9 protein-coding genes are annotated in these 6602 nt (G+C 71.8%); 4 read left to right on the forward strand and 5 right to left on the reverse strand.

Going from position 1 to position 6602, the window contains the following annotated elements:
* Positions 1-194 precede the first annotated feature (194 nt).
* Complete coding sequence (locus F8M74_RS36670; RefSeq protein WP_140786881.1) at positions 195-455, forward strand: GIY-YIG nuclease family protein; 261 nt, start codon at positions 195-197, stop codon at positions 453-455.
* Between the two features lie 82 nt (positions 456-537).
* On the forward strand, positions 538-921 hold the full coding sequence (locus F8M74_RS36675; protein WP_228560913.1) for a hypothetical protein: 384 nt from the start codon (positions 538-540) through the stop codon (positions 919-921).
* A 17-nt stretch (positions 922-938) separates the two neighbouring features.
* On the opposite strand, the gene F8M74_RS36680 is transcribed toward F8M74_RS36675, so the two are convergent.
* Positions 939-1253 (reverse strand): hypothetical protein, encoded by a 315-nt coding sequence (locus tag F8M74_RS36680; protein ID WP_141259101.1) that lies wholly within the window; start codon positions 1251-1253, stop codon positions 939-941.
* Positions 1254-1294: 41 nt separating this feature from the next.
* Here F8M74_RS36680 and F8M74_RS36685 point away from each other — a divergent pair, with 41 nt between their 5' ends.
* Together F8M74_RS36685 and F8M74_RS36690 are read left to right on the forward strand one after the other, a co-directional pair.
* Positions 1295-1624 (forward strand): hypothetical protein, encoded by a 330-nt coding sequence (locus F8M74_RS36685; RefSeq protein WP_171410561.1) that lies wholly within the window; start codon positions 1295-1297, stop codon positions 1622-1624.
* A 16-nt stretch (positions 1625-1640) separates the two neighbouring features.
* On the forward strand, positions 1641-2078 hold the full coding sequence (locus F8M74_RS36690) for a hypothetical protein (RefSeq protein ID WP_141259102.1): 438 nt from the start codon (positions 1641-1643) through the stop codon (positions 2076-2078).
* A gap of 16 nt (positions 2079-2094) precedes the next feature.
* Here the strand turns inward: F8M74_RS36690 and F8M74_RS36695 are convergent, their stop codons facing one another.
* The 4 genes from F8M74_RS36695 to F8M74_RS36710 form a co-directional block, all read right to left on the reverse strand.
* Positions 2095-2787, reverse strand: coding sequence for a radical SAM protein (locus tag F8M74_RS36695; RefSeq protein WP_141259103.1), 693 nt, complete (start codon positions 2785-2787; stop codon positions 2095-2097).
* Between the two features lie 89 nt (positions 2788-2876).
* Positions 2877-3710 carry an NAD(+) diphosphatase gene (gene nudC, locus F8M74_RS36700; RefSeq protein WP_141607850.1) on the reverse strand — a complete coding sequence of 278 codons (834 nt, stop codon included), beginning with the start codon at positions 3708-3710 and terminating at the stop codon, positions 2877-2879.
* A 72-nt stretch (positions 3711-3782) separates the two neighbouring features.
* Positions 3783-4169, reverse strand: a complete 387-nt coding sequence (gene gloA / locus F8M74_RS36705) for a lactoylglutathione lyase (RefSeq protein ID WP_141259128.1) — start codon at positions 4167-4169, stop codon at positions 3783-3785.
* Between the two features lie 64 nt (positions 4170-4233).
* Positions 4234-6561 carry a hypothetical protein gene (locus F8M74_RS36710; RefSeq protein WP_141259129.1) on the reverse strand — a complete coding sequence of 776 codons (2328 nt, stop codon included), beginning with the start codon at positions 6559-6561 and terminating at the stop codon, positions 4234-4236.
* Positions 6562-6602 lie beyond the last annotated feature (41 nt).

Genomic DNA, 6602 nt, shown 5'->3' on the forward strand with positions numbered 1-6602 from the left:
GGGTTGGTCAGCGAGGAGCACATCCTCACGGCCTGGAGGGGAGATCCGCTGGCACCGGTGTCCGGCGTCATGGCGCGGGCGGGGGCTCCCGGAGTGGCGCGGGCGGGGGCGCGGCGGTCGCGGCTCCAGGGCGCCCAGCCTCACGGCGCGGGGTGAGACGGCGGTCCGCGGGGGCGGTAGAGTGCGGGCACGCCGTGCCGGACGAATCGCCCTCGTGGACTGTCTACATCCTGCGGTGCCGTGACGGCACGCTGTACACCGGCGCCACCAACAATCTGGAGCGCCGGCTGGCCACCCATGGCCGGGGGCGCGGGGCGGCGTACACGCGGGCGCGGCTGCCCGTCACCCTGGTGTGGAGCGAGGCCGCGGGGGACCGCGGTGCGGCGCTCCGGCGGGAGGCCGCCATCAAGCGGCTGTCGCGCGCGGAGAAGCTGCGCATGCTGGGGCGCCCCTGAGCCCTTGTGGCACGCCAGTGGGGCAATACCTCTCCCGATACAGGCGCGTTACTCTGGCGCCACCATTCAAAGGGGCCGGTTCATGTCTCACTCGTACTCGAAAGTGTTCGGGGCGCTGGTGCTGTTGGGGCTCGCTGTGTCCTGCCGGGCCAATCACGCTCCCACGGTCTCCACGGGGCCTCGGCCTTCGCCGCAGGTCGTCGCGGCGGGAGGCGTGGTGTCCTTCGTCTTCGAGGTCGAAGACCCGGACGGGGACTCCATGACCTTTCAATGGAAGCAGCTCCCCGCGGAGCCCGCGGGCACCTTCAGCGACGCGACTGCGCGCAACCCCACGTGGGTGGCGCCCGAGGTGTCGGAGACGACGACCTTCGCCATCATGGTCACCGTGGAGGACAGCGAGGGCGATGGCATCATGGCCCAGGGGCCGGGCGTCATCGTCCACGCGGCGGCGTCCCAGGCGCCCTGAGCGCCGCGGGCCGCGCGTCAGGCGGTGGCGCGCGGCTCCGTGGGGGGCGGCGTCTGGCCGGACTTCACCCGGGCCTTCCGGTGTGAGCGGCGCACGACGACCACGCCCAGGATGAGGAAAAGGCCGGCGCCCACGCCCCCGCCGATGACCTGGTACGAAATCAGGTCCGCGGACGTCTTGCGGACGACCTCGGGCAGGTTGCACATCGTCTGGGTGGCGTAGGGCGTCTCGTTGTACCAGCCCAGGTAGTTGGGCCCCAACCAGGAGGCGACCACGAAGCCCAGCAGGGCGCCCGCGAGGATGAAGTTGAGCAGCGTCTTGGCGGCGTTCATCGGCAGGCACCTCGGCTGGTTGACGTCGGGGCGTGCTTAATATGCGCACGCCAGCGCCGCAAAGCGTGGAACGTGTTAAGGGGGAGGACGTGCCGCTGCTCCCGCTCGCCATCCTGTTCGCCGCTCTCGCGCTGGGCTGCGCCGCTACCCTGCTCGTCCACGCCTTCCGGCGGAGCGTGGGCACGGGGGTGATGGTGCTGCTGATTCCCTGCTACATGCTCTTCTACGCCTTCAGCCAGTTCGAGCATCGGCGCAAGGGCCTCATCGTCGCGGGCTTCATGGCCAGCACCGTGCTGGCCGCCGTGTTCCTGGGACTGGGCCTGCACAGCCTTTCGGCGCTGGCCTCGCGCACCCCGCCCACGGGCTTCTGACGGCGGGGCGCCCGGCGTGGAAGGCCGCGTGCGGACCCCCGTCGGCGCCGTCTGCGCCACCCACCCGGACGAGGCCGCGGTGGCCACGTGCGCGCGCTGCGGCGGCTTCCTGTGCGGGGACTGCACGGAGCTGGCGGGTGAAACGCCCTACTGCGCGCCCTGCGTGGCGGTGCTGCGCAGGGAGGCGCGTCCGTCGCGGGTGATTCAGGTGGCGCTGGCGCTCAACGTGGCGGGGCTGGTGTGTCTGCCATGCTCGCTGGCGTTGCCGCTGCCCACGCTGGTGGCGGGGCTGGCCGGCGTGGTGCTGGGCCTGAGGGAGCTGCGGCGCATCGCCCGGGGCGAGGGCGCCGAGCGCGGACGGACCCTGGCGCGGGTGACCACGGGGCTCGGCTGGGTGAACCTGGGGCTGGCCTCGAGCTGGCTGGCCGTCGTGTTCTGGGGCTTCGGACCTTGAGGGCCGGGCGCCGCGCTCACACGCCGCGCGCGTTCGGGTCCCACATGTACTTGTGCATCTGCAACTGGAAGCGCACGGCGAGCCTGTCCTCGATGACCCATTCGGCGAGCTCGCGCGGATGGAGCTTGTCGAACACGGTGGAGAACAGGGTGCCGTAGGGCTTCTGGAGCAGCTGGTGCTCGGCGATGAGCGCCTTGGCCCAGTCGTAGTCCTCGCGCGAGCCAATGACGAACTTTAGCTCGTCGTTGGCGTTCATCGACGTGAAGTTGCGGTAGTCGTTGCGCAGGTGCTCGCCCGAGGAGGGCGTCTTCATGTCGACGATTTTGTGTACCGCCGGAGGCACCAGCCGCACGTCGATGGCGCCGCTCGTCTCCAGCAGCACCTTGAAGCCGGCGTCGAGCAGCGCCTCCATCAGCGGGTAGACGCCGGGCTGGAGCAGGGGCTCGCCGCCGGTGACCTCCACCATGGGCGTGCGCAGGCCCCGCACCTCGCTGACGATGTCCGCGATTTTCCGGCGCGCGCCGCCGTGGAAGGCGAACTCGCTGTCGCAGTAGGTGCAGCGCAGGTGGCAGCCCGTGAGGCGGATGAAGGCGCACAGCAGCCCGGCGTGGGAGGACTCCCCCTGGACGCTGAGGTAGATTTCCTTCACCACCACGGAGTCCGCGGTGGGGACGCGTCGGGGCTCGATGTGTGGGCGCGCTGCGGGCATGGCTTTTTCGCTGATTCGGGGGAGGGGTGCTTCAACCCCAACCTGCCGCGCCAGGTCAAGCGCGGCCTGTTGCCTCGCCTGAGGAGGGGTCAAGGGGCGGCGGGGCCCTTCACGCGCTCGACGAAGGCGTCGATGAGCTTCCGGGCGATGCTGAGCTTCGGGGGGATGCGCGGCAGGTTGTCCGGGCTGAACCAGTGGGCCTCGGAGATTTCCTTCTGGTCCACGGTGATGTCGCCGCCCGCGTACTCGGCGGTGAAGCCCACCATCAGCGAGCGGCCGAAGGGCCACGGCTGTGAGCCGAAGTAGCGGATGTTCTTCACGTCGATGCCGACTTCCTCCTTCACCTCGCGCGCCACGCACTCCTCCAGCGACTCGCCCGGCTCCGCGAAGCCGGCGAGCGTGCTGAACATGGGCTCTGGAAATTGGGCGTTGTGCGCCAGCAGCATCGTGTCGCCGCGGGTGATGAGGACGATGATGGCGGGGGCGATGCGGGGATAGAAGGGCGTCTTGTCCACCGGGCAGCGGCGGGCGCGCTCACCCGGAACCAACAGGGTGGGTTCGCCGCAGCGGCCGCAGAAGCGGTGGGTGAGGTCCCACTCGACAATCGCGAGCGCGCGCCCCGCCACGGCGAAGCGGGCGTCATCCACGCGCTTGTAGAGCGAGCGAGCGGCGACGGCCTTGTAGCGCTCTGGCGGGACGAAGTCCTTGGCGAACCCCGCCGCGTAGCAGTCCACGCCGTCCAGCGCTCCCAGGTAGTGCGCGGCGGCGGCGAGCTCCGGGAAGGCCGCGCCGGTGGGAATGACGACGCCGTCCGCATGCTCCTGGACGAGCACGTCCATGCCCCGGGCGAGGAAGAGCAGGGCGCCCTCGCGGGGCCGGTCGGGCGGGGTGTGGTCGGGGACGAAGAGGGGGGCGGAGCTCACGGAGCCACACTAACGGGCCCGGGCCGGGTGTGCAGGCGTTGCGTGAGCTTCGGGCCTGGGGTGGCGGTGGGCTCAGCTGTCCTTCTGGATGAGTTCCACCTTGTAGCCGTCCGGGTCCTCGACGAAGGCGATGACGGTGGTGCCGTGCTTCATGGGGCCGGGCTCGCGGACCACCTTGCCACCGGCCTGCCGAATGGCCTCGCACGTGCCGTGGATGTCACTGACGCCCAGGGCCACGTGGCCGTAGGCCGTGCCGAGCTCGTACTTCTCGACGCCCCAGTTGTGCGTGAGCTCCAGCGCGGGGTGGGTGTCCTCGGGGCCGAAGCCCACGAAGGCCAGGGTGAACTTGCCGTCGGGGTAGTCGTGACGGCGCAGCAACTTCATGCCGATGACCCGGGTGTAGAAGTCGAGCGAGCGCTCAAGGTCACCGACGCGGAGCATGGTGTGCAGGATTCGCATGCGGGCTTCATAACGCCATCATCGCGTCGCGTCATGCGTCCCCGCCGCCCGCTGTCCGATGGACTCAGGGCTTTTCCTCGGACTGTGCCTTGGGCGGCACCGCGAGTGTGCCCACCTCGACATGGGACGACGTCAGCGGCTTGCCGTCCGCGCCCCGTCCGCCGATGCGTGAGCCATCACCCCCGGCGTGCCACAGGCCCACCAGGACCTTCCGCTCGCCCACGTCCCAGTCCTTCGTGGACACCGAGAAGGCGTCCCGCAGGAGCGTGTCCCGGGGGGCCTCGGCGAAGAAGTAGGTGCCGCCCAGCACCGGGTGGTCCGCGTTCTTCCGCTTGCTGCCAGGCGGGCCAGGGAAGTGGACGAAGATGCCCGCGGAGCGAGGCACCGGCCCGGTGACGCGCCAGTAGAGCACCAGGTGGAGCAGCCCTTCCGCGTCCGGCGCCGACGGTATCTCCGCGCCCACCAGCTCCACCGGCACGTCGAACCGCGCGTCCACGGGCTTCGCGGTGGGCGGCAGCGCCGCCACGCGCATCGGCGAGCCATCTGCGTTGAGGGGCACCGCGCGCGCCAGCGGCTCAGGTGACGTCGCCAGCAGCACGCCCCAGGCCACCAGCGGCACACACGCCACGCCGATGGCCGCGGGCCCCAGCCGCCCGCGCAGCCGCCAGGCCACGAACCCCAGGCCCAGCCACGCGAGCGCGGAGACCAGCGCTCCGCCCAGCCCGGAGCGCGGCAGGAAGCGCAGCACCACGCGGTGCGCCCCTTCCGCCACGCGCACGCCGAGGAGCCCGTCCTGAGACACCACCTCGCCCTCCGAGGACTTCCAGCCCGGGTGCCAGTTCTGGTTCACCAGCAGCACCGTGGGACGCGTGGCCGTCACGTCCACCGTGACGCGGTTGGGGGTCCACTCCACGCGGCGCGCGGTGCCGGCGGAGGCGTCCTCCAGGTACTCCTCCTGGGGCAGGTCGCCCCGCAGGCGCTCGGACATGGGCACCGGCCACGCTTCGCCACAGGCGATGGAGCCCCGGTTGAGCGCCAGGAAGTAACCCTGTGCCCAGCGGTTGCCGCGGGCCTGGGCGAAGGGGCGCTCCGCCTCCTCGGGAACGGGGCCGGGCGCGGGCACCATCTGCGACCAGCTGCTGAGCCGGTCGAAGGCGCGCACCTGGAAGCCCCAGCCCACGGCGATGACGACGCAGGTCACCACCGCGGCGGTGGGCCACCAGGACGTCGCCGTGCGCGTGGCCGGCACGCGCCACACGCGCACCAGCAGCACGGCGAGCCCCAGCGCCACCAGCTCCGCCAGGAAGAGCCCCGCGGGCACGAGGAATCGCTCCGGATAGCGCAGCGTTCCGAAGATGGGCAGCAGCCGCAGCGCGCCGAACAGCGAGGGCACCGCGGAGTAGCCGGCCGCCATCCACACGCACAGCGCCGCCAACACCGCCGGATACATCGCGCGGCGCCAGGCCCACGCGGCCAGCGGAATCAGCGCGAGCACCGCGGGCGCGAGGAAGAAGTTGCCCGGGTCGCTGTAGCCGGAGCGCGCCGGCATCTGGAGCAGCATGCGCGCCAGCTCCTCCGCGGAGTTGCCCGGCGTGCCCGCCATGATGCGTGGCGCCGAGCGCATGGTCTCCACCAACGGCCACAGCCGGAACGCGCAGGCGCCCAGCGTGAACACGGCCGTGGCGCCCAGGGCCCACAGCGCGGACTTGCGCCGCGGCATCCCGCGCAGCCCGTACAGCGTGCGTCCGGCCTCCAGCGCGACGAAGAGCGCGCCCATGGGCACGGGATAGGTGCCGCCGAAGCCCAGCAGCACCGCGAAGGTGCCGGCCACCACCGCGGCGCCCCGAAGATGGCCCTCCGCCGCGCGGCGCGTGCCCCACAGCAGCCAGGGGAGCAGCAGGAAGCCCGCGAAGTTGAGCCAGCCAATGGACCACGACAGCGCGGTGAAGCCTGCCAGGCCGAACAGCGGCGCCGCGCCGAGCGCCCCCAGCGCGGAGCCCACGCGCCGCCGCGCGTAGTGAAAGAAGCCCTCCATGCCGAGCACGAGGAAGGCCCAGAGCAGCAGCGGCTCTGCTGGCCGAGCGCCCATGAGCGCGGACACGAGCAGCGTGGGTGACGCCACGCGCGTCTGCGGACTGCCCAGCGCGTACTGCCCGCCGCAGGCCCACGGGTTCCACAGCGGCAGCTGCCCGTAGTGCGTCACCGTGCGCGTCCCCGCGTCCTCGTACGAGTGCAGCAGGTGCGCGTCGCGGAAGTCGTTCATGCCTCCGGCCTGCTGCAGCGGACGCCAGGCGGCGGCCAGCGCCAGCGCGGCGAACAGGGCCAGCCGCAAGCTGGTGAGGGTGGCGGCGCGGTGGGCGAAGCGGAGCAGCCTGCGGGGAGGAGGCATCATGGGCGGAGGGCGCCGGGACTCAGTCGTAGAAGGGGCGGGGC

Origin of the sequence: Myxococcus sp. CA023, assembly GCF_010998615.1 — a bacterium.
Taxonomy (GTDB): Bacteria; Myxococcota; Myxococcia; order Myxococcales; family Myxococcaceae; genus Myxococcus.